The organism is Cupriavidus lacunae, assembly GCF_003353055.1.
GTDB lineage: Bacteria > Pseudomonadota > Gammaproteobacteria > Burkholderiales > Burkholderiaceae > Cupriavidus > Cupriavidus lacunae.
In genome coordinates, this window is record NZ_QKWJ01000005.1 from 135,169 (window position 1) to 149,964 (window position 14,796).

General features: G+C 66.4%; 15 protein-coding genes. 4 read left to right on the forward strand and 11 right to left on the reverse strand.

Annotation, left to right across the window (positions count from 1 at the left end):
• Positions 1–59: 59 nt before the first annotated feature.
• The 3 genes from DN412_RS06845 to DN412_RS06855 all read right to left on the reverse strand — a co-directional run bounded on the left by DN412_RS06845 (position 60) and on the right by DN412_RS06855 (position 3,015).
• Positions 60–1,037 (reverse strand): Bug family tripartite tricarboxylate transporter substrate binding protein, encoded by a 978-nt coding sequence (locus DN412_RS06845; RefSeq protein ID WP_425267403.1) that lies wholly within the window; start codon positions 1,035–1,037, stop codon positions 60–62.
• A 128-nt stretch (positions 1,038–1,165) separates the two neighbouring features.
• Positions 1,166–2,017, reverse strand: coding sequence for a phosphate/phosphite/phosphonate ABC transporter substrate-binding protein (locus DN412_RS06850; protein ID WP_115013816.1), 852 nt, complete (start codon positions 2,015–2,017; stop codon positions 1,166–1,168).
• A complete protein-coding gene (locus DN412_RS06855) occupies positions 2,014–3,015 on the reverse strand; it encodes an ornithine cyclodeaminase family protein (RefSeq protein ID WP_115013817.1) in 1,002 nt (333 codons plus the stop codon). Before DN412_RS06855 ends, DN412_RS06850 begins: the two co-directional genes overlap by 4 nt.
• Positions 3,016–3,217: 202 nt before the next feature.
• On the opposite strand from DN412_RS06855, the gene DN412_RS06860 reads away from it, so the two are divergent.
• Positions 3,218–4,105, forward strand: a complete 888-nt coding sequence (locus DN412_RS06860) for a LysR family transcriptional regulator (RefSeq protein ID WP_115013818.1) — start codon at positions 3,218–3,220, stop codon at positions 4,103–4,105.
• 18 nt (positions 4,106–4,123) lie between these two features.
• On the opposite strand, the gene DN412_RS06865 is transcribed toward DN412_RS06860, so the two are convergent.
• From DN412_RS06865 to DN412_RS06875, 3 genes are read right to left on the reverse strand one after another with little or no spacing between them, the layout of a single operon-like run.
• Positions 4,124–4,393 carry a hypothetical protein gene (locus tag DN412_RS06865; protein WP_115013819.1) on the reverse strand — a complete coding sequence of 90 codons (270 nt, stop codon included), beginning with the start codon at positions 4,391–4,393 and terminating at the stop codon, positions 4,124–4,126.
• Positions 4,390–5,802 carry a LutB/LldF family L-lactate oxidation iron-sulfur protein gene (locus DN412_RS06870; RefSeq protein WP_115013820.1) on the reverse strand — a complete coding sequence of 471 codons (1,413 nt, stop codon included), beginning with the start codon at positions 5,800–5,802 and terminating at the stop codon, positions 4,390–4,392. The genes DN412_RS06865 and DN412_RS06870 overlap by 4 nt, the downstream gene beginning before the upstream one ends.
• Positions 5,803–5,820: 18 nt before the next feature.
• Complete coding sequence (locus tag DN412_RS06875; protein ID WP_115013821.1) at positions 5,821–6,546, reverse strand: (Fe-S)-binding protein; 726 nt, start codon at positions 6,544–6,546, stop codon at positions 5,821–5,823.
• Between the two features lie 236 nt (positions 6,547–6,782).
• On the opposite strand from DN412_RS06875, the gene DN412_RS06880 reads away from it, so the two are divergent.
• The 3 genes from DN412_RS06880 (at position 6,783) to DN412_RS06890 (ending at position 9,884) form a co-directional block, all read left to right on the forward strand.
• Entirely contained in the window at positions 6,783–7,568 is a 786-nt protein-coding gene (locus DN412_RS06880) for an IclR family transcriptional regulator (RefSeq protein WP_115013822.1), read from the forward strand.
• Between the two features lie 138 nt (positions 7,569–7,706).
• Entirely contained in the window at positions 7,707–8,456 is a 750-nt protein-coding gene (locus DN412_RS06885; RefSeq protein WP_115013823.1) for a FadR/GntR family transcriptional regulator, read from the forward strand.
• Positions 8,457–8,471: 15 nt separating this feature from the next.
• Positions 8,472–9,884 (forward strand): FAD-binding oxidoreductase, encoded by a 1,413-nt coding sequence (locus tag DN412_RS06890; RefSeq protein ID WP_115013824.1) that lies wholly within the window; start codon positions 8,472–8,474, stop codon positions 9,882–9,884.
• A 69-nt stretch (positions 9,885–9,953) separates the two neighbouring features.
• On the opposite strand, the gene pbpG is transcribed toward DN412_RS06890, so the two are convergent.
• The 5 genes from pbpG to DN412_RS06915 all read right to left on the reverse strand — a co-directional run bounded on the left by pbpG (position 9,954) and on the right by DN412_RS06915 (position 14,568).
• On the reverse strand, positions 9,954–11,180 hold the full coding sequence (gene pbpG / locus DN412_RS06895) for a D-alanyl-D-alanine endopeptidase (RefSeq protein WP_133303030.1): 1,227 nt from the start codon (positions 11,178–11,180) through the stop codon (positions 9,954–9,956).
• 273 nt (positions 11,181–11,453) lie between these two features.
• Positions 11,454–12,176 (reverse strand): nitroreductase, encoded by a 723-nt coding sequence (locus DN412_RS06900; protein ID WP_115013825.1) that lies wholly within the window; start codon positions 12,174–12,176, stop codon positions 11,454–11,456.
• A gap of 17 nt (positions 12,177–12,193) precedes the next feature.
• Positions 12,194–12,640 (reverse strand): acyl-CoA thioesterase, encoded by a 447-nt coding sequence (locus DN412_RS06905; protein ID WP_115013826.1) that lies wholly within the window; start codon positions 12,638–12,640, stop codon positions 12,194–12,196.
• A gap of 84 nt (positions 12,641–12,724) precedes the next feature.
• Positions 12,725–13,651, reverse strand: a complete 927-nt coding sequence (locus DN412_RS06910; protein WP_115013827.1) for a DMT family transporter — start codon at positions 13,649–13,651, stop codon at positions 12,725–12,727.
• Entirely contained in the window at positions 13,648–14,568 is a 921-nt protein-coding gene (locus DN412_RS06915; protein WP_115013828.1) for a histone deacetylase family protein, read from the reverse strand. The genes DN412_RS06910 and DN412_RS06915 overlap by 4 nt, the downstream gene beginning before the upstream one ends.
• Positions 14,569–14,796 lie beyond the last annotated feature (228 nt).

Below are 14,796 nucleotides of genomic sequence, written 5' to 3' on the forward strand. Positions count from 1 at the left end.
CCCGTTTTGTTTTGCGGCACCGCGAGCGCCAGGCGCGCCAGGCGAAGCGCGATCAACACTCAGTCGACGGTGATGTTCCGCTGGCGAATCACGCCGGCCCAGCGCGTGCTTTCCTTCTGGATGGTGGCGGCAAGCTGCTGCGGCGTGCCGCCCGCCGCCTCCATGCCCAGCGTGGCCAGCCTCTCCTTGAGCGAGGGGTCAGCCAGCACGGCATCGACATGCTGGCTGAGCTTGCGCACGATTTCCGCGGGCGTGCCGGCCGGCGCCATCAACGCGTACCAGGAAACCGCCTCGAATTTCGGGAAACCCTGTTCGGCGATGGTCGGCACCTCGGGCAGAATCGCCGAGCGTCTGGCACTGGCAACCCCCAGCGCGTGCAGCTTGCCGGCCTTGATATACGGCAACGCCACGGAAAGCGGCGCGAACATCATCGTCACCTGGCCGCCGACCACGTCGGTCATCGCCGGGCTGATGCCTTTGTACGGGACGTGGTTCAGCTTGATATGGGCATCGAGCTGCAGCAATTCGCCGGCCAGGTGGGCCTGGCTGCCCGCGCCGGGCGACGCGAAGCTCAGTTCGCCTGGCTTCTGCATGGCCAGCTTGCGCAGGTCCGCCAGCGACCGGGCCGGCGTGGCCGCATTGACCACCAGCACGTTCTCGACGGTGGCCAGCATTGCCACCGGCGCCAGGTCTGTCGGCTTGTACGGCAGGTGCGGCATCAGCGTGGGGTTCACCGCGATATTGCCCACCGGCACGACCGCCAGCGTATAGCCGTCAGGCGCTGCCTTGGCCACCATGTCGACGCCGATGGTGCCCGCTGCGCCGGCCTTGTTGTCGACCAGCACGCTCTGGCCAATGGCCTTGGCAATGCCCTCTCCCACCGCCCGGCCGAGCACGTCGGCCGGGCCGCCGGCAGCAAACGGCACCACGATGCGCACCGGTTTGACGGGATAGCCCGGCGGCTGGGCAAGCGCGGGAATGGCCGCAAGCCACGGCGCGCAGGCCGCCACGCAGGCAAGCACGCAATGCATGGCCATGCGCCGCAGGCTTGCCTGCATGGCGGGCTTTACAGCAGCTTCTACAGCGGGTTTCACAGCGGACTTCATCACAGTTCCCCTATTCGGCAGTTATCAGGCTTGGCTCCCCCACCGCGCCGGCATTCTGGTTATATTGCGCGGGCTCCAGGCAGCGACATGCCAGCGCCGGGTCCGGCATCGGTCAATGCAAACCCCGCCTGGTCGGCTTCGCGCGCCATGGCGGGCAACACGGCGTAGTCGGCCGGCTGCACCGCAGCAAAGCGTGCCAGCCCCAGCATGGCCAGCAGATCCGTACCCGCTGCGTCTTCATGCAGCGCCAGCAGCGCTGCGCGCACGCGCGCGCACTGTCGCGGATCGATCTGCGCCGCGGCCACCAGCGGCGGGATCGGCGTGGCTTTGGTGACCTCCAGCGTCTTCAGTTGCGCCACGAGCGTGGGCTCGAAGCGGCGCAGCAGGTCCAGTACGTAGCCGTCGACCACACCCACCTCGGCACGCCCGCCGATCACCGCTGCGATGACTTCGCGCGGGGTCGGCGTGGGCACCTCGGTGGCCCGGTACAGCGCGCGCTTTCCCGCCGGCGCCAGCCGCATCAGGTGGTGGCGCGGCGCGTTGTAGCCCGAGTTGGACTCAGGCAGCATGCATGCCAGCTTGCCGCCGAAGGTCTGCGCCAGTGTCTGCTCAGGCGCATCGGCGCGCACGATGAACTCGGTGAAGTAAACCGGGCGCCCGCCATAGCGCGGCAGCGCCGGCACCGGTGCCGCCAGCAGTTGCGGCGAGACCGGCGCGCTGGCATAGGGATAGCCGCACATGAACACGCAGCCGCAATCCGGCCGCGCCCACAGCGCGCTGACCGGGGCGGGTGCGGCGTGCTCGACATACGGCAGGTCCACGCCGGCGCGCTCGGCCACGTGCGCCAGCAGCGCACGCCATGCCTGCCCGGCCGGCGCGCTCACCGAGTACATGCGGGCGCTGGCGATCATGCGTAGACCAGCCTCTGGCCCAGGCCGCGACTTTCAGCCTTCTTCAGGATGGCGTGGCCCAGCGCGATATCGCTCAGGGACAGCCCGCGGTGCCAGAACAGATTGGTCTCGTCATCGCTCTGGCGGCCCGGCTTGCGCCCCGCGGCGATCTCGCCCAGTTCGGCATAAAGAGTCTGTTCCGACAGCTTGCCGGCTTCCACATGCGCGCGCAGCGAGCCGAACATGCCCCCCTTGCACTGCCCCCAGTCGTCCACCACCAGCTTGGCCATGATGTCGGTCAGCGACAACTCGACCGCGCTCATGGTGCCGTAGGGCACGACAAAGGCGCCGCGCTTGATCCATTCGGTCTTGAGCATCGGCGTCGGGCGCTCCAGGCGCGAAGCCTCGACCACGATGTCGGCATCGCGCACGCAAGATTCCCAGTCTTCGGTCACCACGATCTTCTTGCCGAGATCGCGTTCCAGCCGCGCGGCAAAGGCATTGCGGCTTTCCGGGCGGCGCGAGTGCACACGGATCTCGTCGAAGTCGAACAGGCTGTCGAGCAGGCGCACGTTCCAGTAAGAGGTGCCGCGCGCGCCGATATGGCCCAGCACCTTGCTGTTGCGGCGCGCCAGATGCTTGGCCCCGAGCGCGGTGAGCGCACCGGTGCGCGCATCGGTGATGAAGGTGGCGTCGACCATCGCCACCGGCACGCCGGTACGCGGATCGAACAGGTTGAGCATGGCCATTTCCGATGGCAGGCCAAGCTTGTAGTTGTCGACGAAGTCACCCACGATCTTGACGCCGGCCAGCCCCAGTGGCGCCACGTAGCCGCGCAGCACATTGAAGTGGCCGTTGAAGGCGGGGTCGGGAATCAGGTGCACGCGCGGCTCGATCACGGTCTGCCCGTTGCCCTGCGCCACCAGCGCCTGTTCGACCGCGTCCAGGATCTCGGCGTCGGTCATCTCCAGACGGGCGATGTCCTTGCCGTTGAGATAGGTGAGATGGATGTCGCTCATACAGTCCTTTCCTCCAGGTTTATGCCTGCACACTGCCGGTGCATCTTGCACATCTTGCACCGCATTGGGCCGTCGCGATTCAATCTGGTGCGGGGTCTGCGTTGCAAATGCTCAGCGTGTGTCGATGGAGTTCAGTGTAGGGTTGGCGCCATTGACTGTCATATGCTTATATGTCCGCCAGCCTTAACATCAGGTTAATACTATGAAAATGAACCTGCGCCAGATCGAGGTGTTCCGCGCCGTCATGCTGACCGGCTCGATCAGCGGTGCGTCCAAGCTGCTGTATGTGTCGCAGCCGGCAATCAGCCGGCTGATGTCGCACACCGAGCAACGCCTTGGACTGGAGTTGTTCCGCCGCACCAAGGGACGGCTTTACCCCACGCCGGAAGCGCGGCGCTTGCTGGGGGAAGTGAATGCGGTCTATGAAGGCATCGAGCGCGTCAACGAGATCGCCGAAGACCTTGCCGCCAACCGCACCGGCAGCCTGCGCATCTCATGCAGTCCCAACCTGGGCCAGACCGTGTTGCCGCGCGCGATCGCGGGCTTCCGCGCGGCGCACCCGGCGGTGCGGGTAGTGGTGCGCACACAGATTCCGGGCAATATGCTGCGTGCGCTACTGTCGGGACAGGTGGACCTGGCGGTGTCGAACATGCCGCTGGTGCATCCCAACCTGGAAGCTCGCCTGCTGGTGAAGAACCCGATCTTGGCATTGGTGCCGGCAGGGCACCCGCTGGCCGCGCGCAAGTGGGTGCGCCCGGCCGACCTGATCGGCGAAGACCTGATCGGCTACGGGCCGGAAGTCCCGTTCGGCCTGCTGGTGCATGAGATGTTCGGCAACGAGGGCGACCAGCCCGATATGCGCGTCCAGGTGGAGCAGGCGCATGTGGCGCGCGCGTTGGCGCAGGCCGGCGCCGGCATCGCGCTGGTTGACGCCATGACCGTGTTTGGCGCGGCCTGGCCCAATATTGTCGCGGTGCCGGTGCGCACCAAGGTCAATGCCTCAGTGCAGATTTTCCATATGCAGACCGAACCGCTGTCGCGGCTGTCGCTGGAATTCGTCGATACGCTGACGGCGATGATGAAGCGCTGACGCGCTGCGCCGGTGGCGTCAGGCCGTGGCGGCCTTGTCCAGCCAGCGCCCCAGCTGGTCTGTCACCGCCGTGCTCGAGAACGAGCAGCTGTCCTGCGCGAACACCGCGGACATCTCCATCCGGCGCAGCAGTTCTTCCATCGCCTGGCCGTAGACCGGCGGCAGCGCCAGCCCGCTGCCGGCCTCGCGCCACGCACGCACCAGGTCGGCGGCGGGCATCGATCCCGCCAGGTGCTGGTCCAGTGCGGCACGCATGCGTGCCAGTGTCTCGCTGTTGGCTGCGCTCATGAACGCGCCCTCCTTTCCTTGTAGAGTTCGCGGAACGTGCGGCCCGACGGGGCCGGCATGTCGCGGGTTTCGGTCCAGCCCTTGCCAGCCATCGGCAGGCTGGCGATCAGCCTGTTGCTGCCGCCCATGCGGCCCAGCAGCCAGGCGCCGATGCGGGTGGCAAAGGCATAGAGCTCCGGGCGCTTGGCGACGTAGCCCCACGCCTGCAGCGCGAAGCGCTCCTGCCACGGGCGCAGACCGCGTTCCATCTGCTTCTCGCGCAGCTTGCGCAGCAGGTCCGACAGCGGGATCGACGCCGGGCATACGCGGTTGCACTCGCCGCACAGGGTCGCGGCCTGCGGCAGGTCCACGGCATTGGCCAGGCCGACATAGCTGGGCGTCAGCACGCTGCCCATGGGGCCCGGGTAGACCCAGCCGTAGGCGTGACCGCCGATCTTCTGGTAGACCGGGCAGTGGTTCATGCACGCGCCGCAGCGGATGCAGCGCAACATCTCCTGGAAGTCGCCGCCGATCAGCCCGGTGCGGCCGCCATCGACCAGCACGAAGTACATATGCTCGGGGCCGTCGCGCTCGCCCTCGGCGCGCGGGCCGGTCAGCAGCGAGAAGTAATTCGAGATGGCCTGGCCGGTAGCCGAGCGCGGCAGCAGGCGCATCACCGTGGCCAGGTCTTCCAGCGTCGGCAGCACCTTTTCGATGCCGGTCACGGCCACGTGCACGCGCGGCATGACCGTGCACATGCCTTCGTTGCCCTCGTTGGTGACCACCGCCACCGAGCCGGTTTCGGCAATGATGAAGTTGCCGCCGGTGACGCCCATGTCGGCGCTCAGGAACTCCGGCCTGAGCACTTCGCGCGCCTCGCGCGTCATCTCCGGGATCTCGGTCAGCCGCGGCTTGTGGTGGACCCTGGCGAACAGGTCGGCGATTTCGTCCTTGTCCTTGTGCACCACCGGCGCAATGATGTGCGACGGCGGCTCCGAGTCGTTGATCTGCAGGATGTATTCGCCCAGGTCGGTCTCGATGCTCTGCACACCCATCTCGCCGAGCACCTGGTTCAGGCGCATTTCCTCGGTCACCATGGACTTGCTCTTGATGACCTTCTTCACGCCGTGCTTCTGCGCGATCTCTGCGACCAGGCGCGCGGCGTCGGCGGTGGTCTCGGCAAACAGCACCGTGGCGCCGCGCTCGGTCGCGTTTTCTTCGAAGGTGGCGAGCCAAACGTCGAGGTTCTCCAGTGCGCGGTTGCGGCGCTCTTTCAGGGCCTCGCGCGTGGCGTCGAAATCGATATCGCGGATCGCGTCGGCGCGCGCCGTGACGAACTTGGTCGAAAGCTTCTTCAGGTTCTGCTGCAGGCGCTGGTCGGCCAGCTTCTGGCCGGCGCGCGCCTTGAATTCCATGCTGCGGACTTGCATCGTTGCGTCCTCCGGATGTCAGGCGTCGCCGGCCAGCACCTGCGCGATATGCAGCACGCGCGTGCTGCTGTCGCCGGTGCGGCGCAGGCGGCCTTCGATATTGAGGATGCAGCCCAGGTCGCCCAGCACCACGGCATCGGCGCCGCTGGCCTTGATGTTGGCGCACTTCTCGTCGACGATGGCCGTGGAGATATCGCCGTACTTGATCGAGAAGGTCCCGCCGAAACCGCAGCAGGCCTCGCAGTCCTTCATTTCGGTCAACTGCACGCCCGGCAGGCGCGAGAGCAGTTCGCGCGGCTGCTGCTTGACACCCAGTTCGCGCAGGCCGGAACAGGAATCGTGGTAAGTGACATGGCCGGAGAATGTCGACGGCAGCGTATCGACCCTGGCCACATTGACCAGGAACTCCGTCAGTTCGAACACGCGCTCGCGCAGGCGCTCATAGCGGCCGTTCAGCTCCGGGTCGTCGCGCAGCAAGTCGGCGTAATGGTGGCGAATCATGCCGCCGCAACTGCCCGACGGCACCACGATGTAGTCGAACATCTCGAACTCGCGCAGGAATTTTTCCGCCAGGTCGCGCGACACCGCGCGCTCGCCCGAGTTGTAGGCCGGCTGGCCGCAGCAGGTCTGGGCCTCGGGCACCATGACCTCGTAGCCGGCGGATTCCAGCAGCTTGAGCACGGAAAACCCGATCTCCGGACGCATCAGGTCCACCAGGCAGGTGGCGAACAGACCGACTCGCATTGTTGACTTCTCCAGACCCCGAAACCCCGCAATTATGCGCGCTTGGCGTCGAGCGTGGCGCACAAACCGTTCACCGGCGCCGTGAATCCGGTGCAATGCACAGCACTTTCCGACGCGACATCACGGGCCGTTTCTTACCGTAATGTCATTTCACCTATTGAAATTTTCACGATGCGAGATAGAATCAGGCAGACGCTTAAAAATGCCGCAAGGCAACATTTCTCCTTTTCCCAACTATGTCCGACGCAGACAAGTCACCCGGCAAGACGTCCATCCAGGTCATCGAGCGCATGATGACTCTGCTGGACGCCCTCGCGCAGCACGCCGACCCGGTCAGCCTGAAAGAGCTGTCGCTGGCCACGGGGCTGCATCCCTCCACCGCTCACCGCATCCTTAACGACATGGTGGCCTGCCGCTTTGTCGACCGTTCCGACCCCGGCAGCTATCGTCTCGGCATGCGTCTGCTGGAGCTGGGCAACCTGGTCAAGGCGCGCCTGTCGGTGCGCGACGCGGCGCTGGCGCCGATGCGCGCGCTGCACCGCGTCACCGGCCAGACCGTGAACCTGTCGGTGCGCCAGGGCGACGAGATCGTCTATATCGAGCGCGCCTACAGCGAACGCTCGGGCATGCAGGTGGTGCGCGCCATCGGCGGCCGCGCCCCGCTGCACCTGACCTCGGTCGGCAAGCTGTTCCTGGCGGCCGATGAGTCGGCGCGCGTGCGCAACTACGCCACCCGCACCGGGCTGGCCGGGCACACCCGCACCTCGATCACCGACCTGACCAAGCTGGAGCGCGAACTCAACTGGGTGCGCTCCAACGGCTATGCGCGCGACAACGAAGAGCTGGAGCTTGGCGTGCGCTGCATCGCCGCCGGCATCTATGACGACTCGCGCCGGCTGGTGGCCGGGCTGTCGCTGTCGGCGCCGGCAGACCGGCTGCAGGACAGCTGGCTGCAGAACCTGAAGGACACGGCGCTGCTGATCTCGCGCGGCATGGGCTACGTGACCGAAGCCGCGGCCTGATACCGGCTGCACCTTCCCCGCCAACGCGCGGTCTGCCATCACGGCGGTCCACGCGTTTTGCTTTGGAGCACCGGCCGGCCTAACACAATGGTTTACCCTTGGTTTTCAGATAACCAGCAAACCTTATAATCGGCCGCTATGCGAACCCGCGCCGTCACCCTCACCGAACAGGTCATCCGCCAGCTGCGCGCCGATATCGAAAGCGGCGCCTACCCCGTCGGCAGCCGGCTGCCGACCGGCAGGCAACTGGCCGAGCAGTACGGCGTCAGCGCCGCGGTGATCCGCGAAGTCACGGAACACCTGCGCTCGCAGGGTTTCGTCGAGTCCCGCCAGGGGGTTGGCTGCACGGTGCGCTCACGCACCGGCGCATCCGGCTTCCAGTTGCCGCGCGAACCCGATATCGACGCCAGCGGGCTGGCCGACCTGTACGACCTGCGCATCGACCTCGAAGGCGCCGCCGCGGCGCTGGCCGCCGTGCGGCGCACCGATGAGGACGTGGCCGCGCTGAGCGCGCTGCTGCAGCGCCTGCATGCCCATCTTTACGATCCGCAGCCGGCTGCGGATATCGACGCGGCCTTTCATATCGGCATTGCCGCCGCCACGCACAATCCGTACTACCGCCAGCTGCTGCAATACCTGAACCTGCAGCTGCACCAGGCCGTGGCTACCGCACGCGCCAATACGCTGCGCCAGCCAGGACTGGCCGAGGCCGTGCATGCCGAGCATGAAGCGATCGTCGATGCCATCCGCCGCGGCGACGCCACCGCGGCCCGCGCAGCAGCCGTGGCGCACCTGCAATGCGCCGCGCGCCGCTTGGGCCTTTCGTTGCGCGCGCGCGCCGATGCCTCGCCGGCAGCCCCCGCCGCCAGCCACCCTTCCCTTTCCTGAGACCACACCGCCATCATGCAAAACGGACCCTTCGCCCAGCGGCTCACCGAAGCCCTCGGCGCCGACACCGTCCTGACCAACCCTGACGACATCGCTCCGTGGCTGTCCGACTGGCGCGGCATCTACCGCGGCCAGGCCCAGGCCGTGCTGCGGCCGCGCACCGTGGATGAGGTCGCGCGCGCGCTGGCGCTGTGCCAGCAGGCGGCGGTGCCCGTGGTGCCGCGCGGCGGCAATACCGGCTTGTGCGGCGGCGCCACGCCCGACGCGCAGGCGCAAAACGTGGTGCTGAGCCTGGACCGCATGAACGCAGTGCGCTCGCTCGACACCGTCGCCAACACCTTGGTCGCCGAGGCCGGCTGCATCCTGGGCAACCTGCGCCGCGCAGCGCAGGACGCCAACCGCTTGCTGCCGCTGTCGCTGGCGGCCGAAGACTCGTGCCAGATCGGCGGCAACCTGGCGACCAATGCCGGTGGTGTCAACGTCGTGCGCTATGGCATGACACGCGAGCTGGTGCTGGGCGTGGAAGCGGTGCTGCCCAACGGCGAGGTGTTCCACGGCCTGCGCACGCTGCGCAAGGACAATACCGGCTACGACCTGAAGCAGTTGCTGATCGGCTCCGAAGGCACGCTCGGCGTGATCACCGCCGCGGCGCTGCGGCTGTTCCCGCGCACCGATACCCGCTGCGTGGTGCTGGCGGCAGTGGCTTCGCCCGCGCAGTCGCTGGCCCTCTATGAACTGCTGTTCGAACAATGCGGCGCGCGCCTGCAGGCGTTCGAGTTCTTTACCGGCGATTGCCTGGACCTGGTGCTGACCCATGCCGAGGGCGTGCAGGAGCCGTTCGCGCAGCGCTACCCCGCCTATGTGCTGGTGGAACTGGCCGACACCACCGACGAAGCGGCACTGAACGCGCTGCTCGAGCGCGTCATCGGTGAAGCGCTCGAGCGCGAACTGTGCCTCGATGCTGCCGTATCTGCCTCGCTCGCACAACTGCAGGCGCTGTGGAAGCTGCGCGAGGAAATCTCGGAAGCGCAACGCGCCGACGGCCCGCACCTGAAGCACGATGTGTCGCTGCCGATCGAACAGATCCCGGCCTTCATGGCCTCGATGCAAACGCGGCTGCGTGCGCTCGATGCCGCCATCCGGCCCTTTGTCTTCGGGCACTTCGGCGACGGCAACCTGCACTACAACCTGTCGCGCCCGGCAGGAGCGCCCAAGGACTGGGCGGCCACCCAGGGCGACGCCGTGACCGATGCGGTGCTGGACGAAGTGATGCGCTATGGCGGCAGCATCAGCGCGGAGCATGGCATCGGCCAGCTCAAGCGCCATGCCTTCCTGGCCGTCAAGGATCCGCTGGAATTGCGCCTGATGCGCGAGATCAAGGCCGTGTTCGATCCCGCCGGGATCATGAATCCGGGCAAGCTGCTCTGACGGCTGCTGCCGGCACCAATGAAAAACGCGCCGCAGGACGGCGCGTTTTTTCCGGTCAGGCGCTTTGCGTCAGATGCCGCGCGATTGCTGCGAGGCCAGCACCGCGTGCGCGCTGCCCGGGCCCTGCGTCAGGTTCGGCGACGACGGGAAGCCACGCGGAGGCTGCGGCGACGACAGCGACGGCGAATGCTCCAGCCACTCCTTGACGCGGTTGGCATCGGCAAAGCGCGACAGCTTGCCGACGGAGTCCAGGAACACCATCACCACATTGCGGCCCTGAACCTTGGCCTGCATCACCAGGCACTGGCCTGCCTCGGAAATAAAGCCAGTCTTCTGCAGCCCGATCTCCCAGTTGCCGCCGCGCACCAGGCGATTGGTGCTGACATAGTGCTGGGTGCGGCCCAGCACGTTGACCTCATGCTCGGTCTGCGTCGAGAACTCGCGGATGGTCGGGTTGCGGTACGCGGCATTGACCATGCGCACCAGGTCATTCGCGCTGGACACATTGCTGCTCGACAGGCCGCTGGAATCGACAAAGTGGCTGTCGTTCATGCCCAGCTCCTGGGCCTTGCGGTTCATCGCCTGCACGAAGGCCGGCAGGCCGCCCGGATAGCTGCGGCCCAGCGCCGAGGCGGCGCGGTTCTCGGACGACATCAGCGCCAGCAGCAACAGTTCCTGGCGCGTCAGCTGCGTACCGAAGCGCAGGCGCGAGCTGCTGTGCTTCTCGGTGTCGCGGTCATCCTCGGAGATGGTCAGCACTTCGTCCATCGGCAAGCGCGAGTCCATCACCACCAGCGCAGTCATCAGCTTGGTGATCGAGGCGATCGGCAGCACGGCGCTGGCATTCTTCTGGAACAGCACTTCGTTCGAGTTCTGGTCCATCACCAGGGCCACGCTGGAGCGCAGCGCCAGGGCATCGTCCGTGCCGCGCAGGCCCATGGCTTCGCCCAGCGAGGGCTTGGCGGGCGTAAACGCGGCACGCACCGGTGCCGCGCGTTGCGCCATCACGACGTGGCGCTTGCCGTTCTTCAATACGATGACCCTGCGCGAGGGCGTTGCCTCGCTCTTGGCCACCTTGCTGCGAGAGCTCTTGGTAGCCGTCTTCGAAGCACTCTTTTTCTCGGCGTTAGCCGATTTTGCTTGCTTTTTAGACGTTTTTTGGGTGCTTGCGGACGTGGTGGCCGCGTCGGCCACAGGCGCCGCAACCATCGACACCGACACCAGGACCGCGGCGGCAACGGCGGACAGGGGCGTGGAGCCGAAGAATCTGGAAAAAATGGAATCAGACCGGAACATGATTCGTTCAGCGCATCAGGGATGGCGCTAGTGTAGGAAAGAAAGAAATTGTTAGCAAGATTAAAGACTTACAGACGCTCCTTAAAGTTCGATTGCCAAACATTTCCACATTGCGAAAAAAGTATGCAATGCATCACGTTCGCTATCGAACCACGGTGCGCTTGACCCAAGCGCAGTCCTATTCACCTTACTACCCCTTGGTAACGACGCAGCCAAAACGGGAAAGTCGCTAGCTATATCGGCATCCATCGTTACATGTTGAAACAGATTTCACTATGAGAGAAAACGCGCGAACCCGCTAACCGGTTCACGTTCCGTGGTCAGCCGGTTTGCAATTGCCTCCGGATCGGCAAACCCCAGCGACATGCCGCACACCACCATTTCCTCGGGTGGCAGCCGCAGGTGACTGGCAATGATCTTGTGGTACTGCACAAACGCTGCCTGCGGGCAGGTATCCAACCCGCGCGCCCTGGCGGCGACCATGATGCTTTGCAGGAACATGCCGTAATCCAGCCAGCTGCCCTGCTCCATGATGCGGTCGATGGTGAAGATCATCCCCACCGGCGCGTCAAAGAAGCGGAAATTGCGCGCGTGCTGTTCATGCATGCGCGCCTTGTCCTCGCGGCTGATCTCCAGCAGGCCGTACAGGTCCCAGCCCACCTTGCGCCGCCTGGACAGATAGGGATCGGACCACTCGCGCGGGTAGTACGGATACTCCTCCAGGTACTTGCTGTCGCGCTCCGGGTCCTCGTAGGCGGCCAGCACATCGGCGCACAGCTTCGCCTTGGCCTCGCCGGACAGCACATAGACGCGCCATGGCTGCGTGTTGGTGCCCGAAGGCGCGCGGCTGGCCACGGCCAGGATCTCTTCGACGGTGCGGCGCGGCACGGGCGTATCGAGAAAGGCCCGCACTGAACGCCGCGTGAGGATCGCGCGATCCACGCAGTCCGCGGCGTCCTGCGAACCGAGTTGCATCTCGTGGGACATCTTGTTCATCTCCTGTTGCCCCGCCCTTACGCTTGCGCGCCCGTCACCACCAACGGCAGCAGCGCCTCGCGCAGCGCGCCCGGCAGCGGTACCGGCCGGCGCGTGGCGCGATCGACATAGACGTGGACGAAATGCCCTTGCGCGGCGGCGATCTCGTTGTCGCCGCTGAAGAGCCCGACTTCATAGCGCACGCTCGACGTGCCAAGCCTGGCCACGCGCAATCCCGCTACCACGGTCTCGGGGAAGCTCAGCGACGAGAAGTAGTTGCACTGCGTCTCGATCACCAGCCCGATGGTGTCGCCCGATGCGACATCGAGCACGCCCTGCCGGATCAGGTAGGTATTCACCACGGTGTCAAAATAACTGTAGTAGACAACGTTGTTGACGTGGCCATAGACATCGTTGTCCATCCAACGCGTGGTGATCGGCTGGTAGTACGGATAGGCACTGCGCGATTCGGCTTGCGGTTTCATGGGGCGGGAAAGAGACAGGACGGGCAACAGGACGGAATGGGATTACTCTGAAACAGCCGCACCAGCGAAACGAACGCGCGGCGGCTAGCGGCGGATGACAAGCGCGACACCAAGGGCTGCCAGCACCATGCCGGCGGCGGCCAGCGGCGGAAAGCGCTCGCCGAAGAGCAGCCAGGCCATCACTGCGGTGGTGGGCGGCGTCAGGTACATCAGGCTCGACACCTTGGTCGCCGCGCCCTGCCGGATCAGCAGGAACAGCAGCGAGATCGCGCCGATCGACAGCGCCACCACCGACCACGCCAGCGCGCCCAGCATGGCGGCATTCCACTGCACCACGCGCGTCTCGAACAGGAACATGAACGGCACGCACGCCAGCGCGGCCGCGGCGAACTGGATCACCGAGCCCATGCGCAGGTCGAATACCGGGCAGAAGTGCCGCTGGTAGACCGTGCCGACGGTGATGCTGAGCAAAGCGCCGCCCGCCAGCGCCAGGCTTGCCGGCGTCAGCCCGCTAGCCCCCAGCTTGTTGGCCACCACCAGCGCCACGCCCGCGATGCCCAGCAGCAGCCCCAGCCACTGGCGCGCGCCGATGCGCTCGCCCATACGCGTGGCGATCGCCGCAGTCAGGATCGGCTGCATGCCGACGATCAGCGCCGATACGCCCGCCGGCATGCCAAGCTTGATCGCCGCCCATACGCCGCCCAGGTAGCCCGCCTGCAGCAGCAGGCCAGCCACCGCGATATGACCGACCGCGCGCCAGTCTGTCGCCGCCGTGCCCGGCAGGCGCGGCAGCGGTACGCGCGCCAGCACCACGAACGGCACCATCAGCACCAGCACGCCGGCAAAGCGCAGGAACAGGAAGGTCATCGGCTCCGCGTAGGGCATGCCGTACTTGGCCACGATAAATCCCGTGCTCCAGATCAGCACGAACAGCCACGGCATCGACGCCACCCATAGCGTGGCGCCAGGGCTTGCCGCGGCAGCGCGGCCCGGCTCCATCACATCGCTCATGACGCCACCGCAAGCTGCGCGCGACGCGCGTGATACTGCGCGGCGAGGCGCACGGTCTGCGCGTGGACGGCGACGGTATCTTCGATCTGGTTGCCGTAGCCACCCGCCATCGCCACCGCCACCGGCAACTGGCGAGCCTGCGCGGCATCGAACACCAGGCGGTCGCGCCGCGCCAGGCCCGCTGTGGTCAGCCTGAGCCGTCCGAGGCGATCGCCCTCATGCGGGTCGGCGCCAGCCAGGTAGATGAGCAGCTCCGGTTCGAAGCGGCTGAACAGCGTATCCAGCGCGGCCTGCAGCGCCTGCGCATAGACATCGTCGTCGCAGCCGTCCGGCAGGCCGACGTCCAGGTCGCTGGCTTCCTTGCGGAACGGATAGTTCTTCTCGCCGTGCAGCGACAGCGTGAACACGGACGGATCGCCCTGCAGGATCGATGCGGTGCCATTACCCTGGTGCACGTCCAGGTCGATCACGGCCACGCGGCGCACCCCGCCATCGCGCTGCAGCACCCGGGCCGCGATGGCGGCGTCGTTGAAGACGCAGAAGCCACCGCCCTTGTCGGCATAGGCGTGGTGTGTGCCGCCCGCCAGGTTCACGGCGATGCCCTCGCACAGCGCCGTCCGGCAGGCCTCGATGGTGGCGCCGGCCGAACGCCTCGAGCGCTCCACCATGGCTTCGGACCACGGAAAGCCGATCTCGCGCTGGCGCGCCGCGTCGAGCGTGCCAGCCGAGGCCGCCTGCACGTATTCGGGTGTGTGCGCCAGCAACAGGGCATCGTCGCCGGCGCGCGGGGCCTCCGCCAGGCGCAGGCCCGGCACCTGCGCCGAGACAGCGTCGCGCAGCATGCTGTACTTGCACATCGGGAAGCGGTGCCCGGGTGGCAAAGGCAGCACAAAGTGGTCGGCGTAGAAGGCGAGCATGGAGTGGCCTGGCGATTCTGTTCACGTCTTGTTGGATTCCCGGCGGCGGCCAGCCGCGGGGCGCGGGCAACTTGCGATGGTAGCACCCCTGCCCCACCATCGCCCGGAGGGCTACCGGATGACGGTGCAGCCACTTCCGAGCACCTTCGCAGCAATATTTTGTGCATCGCACAAAATCCACTTGACATTGCATCCGGCATCCCTAAAATGGGAATTGTTGCGGCGCAC